The organism is Nocardioides stalactiti, assembly GCF_014180715.1.
GTDB lineage: Bacteria > Actinomycetota > Actinomycetes > Propionibacteriales > Nocardioidaceae > Nocardioides > Nocardioides stalactiti.
This window is the reverse complement of sequence record NZ_JACEFC010000244.1, coordinates 1-989: the sequence shown is the minus strand read 5'-3', so window position 1 is coordinate 989 and position 989 is coordinate 1. Positions and strand designations below refer to the sequence as shown.

General features: G+C 73.3%; 1 protein-coding gene. It reads left to right on the top strand.

The features are described 5' to 3' along the window. Positions 1-203 precede the first annotated feature (203 nt). The coding region (locus tag H0487_RS22700; RefSeq protein WP_312856072.1) for an FUSC family protein at positions 204-989 on the top strand (786 nt) is incomplete at its 3' end.

The window sequence follows — 989 nt, the reverse complement described above, 5'->3', positions numbered from 1 at the left end:
CCCCTTGTGGAGGCGGCTCGGGTCCGGCACCCGCGCCTTGGCGCGGGCGAAGAGGTGGGCGGCGTCGTTGCGCAGGTCGCGGGTACGTCGGTCGACGAGCGCGAACTCCCACTCCACACCGAGGGTCGGCTCGGGGGAGCCGTGGAAGTCGATCCGCACGGGACCCAGCGTTCCACACATCGGTCCCGTGGGACGATCGGCGCGTGGAGGTGCCGCTGGATCGGATGTGGGAGCGCAGCCGGCTCTCGCTCGGTGGACGTGTCCAGCGGTGGCGCAGCAAGCTCTTCGCGGTCGTCCAGTGCTCGATCGCCGCGGGCGTGGCGTGGTGGCTCGCGGCCGACGTCTTCGGCCACGACACACCGTTCTTCGCGCCCATCGCGGCGGTCGTGTCGCTCGGCACGTCCTACGGCCAGCGGCTGCGGCGGGTCGCCGAGGTCACCCTCGGTGTCGCGATCGGCGTCTTCGTCGCCGACGTGCTCGTCGTGTGGATCGGGTCGGGGGCCTGGCAGCTCGCGCTCATCGTCGGCCTGGCGATGTCGACGGCTCTGCTCCTCGACGCGGGCAACCTCTTCGTCACCCAGGCCGCCGTGCAGTCGATCGTCGTCGCCACCCTGCTCCCTGACCCCGACGCGGCGCTGACCCGCTGGACCGACGCGCTCATCGGCGGTGGGGTCGCGCTCGTCGCCGCGACCATCGTCCCGGGCGCGCCGCTGCGCAAGCCGCGCGAGCAGGCGGCCACGGTCGCCCGCAAGATCGCCGAGCTGCTGCGTGCCACCAGTCACGTGATGATCGACGGCGAGCCCGACCCCGCCCTCGAGCTGCTCGCCGACGCGCGCGCCACCGACCGGATGATCCGCGAGCTCCAGGCCGCCGCCGACGAGGGGGTCTCGGTCATCGCGTCGTCCCCGTTCCGGATCCGGCACCGCGAGGGTCTGCGCCGGATGGTCGAGCTCGTCGACCCTCTCGACCGGTCCCTGCGCAGCACCCGG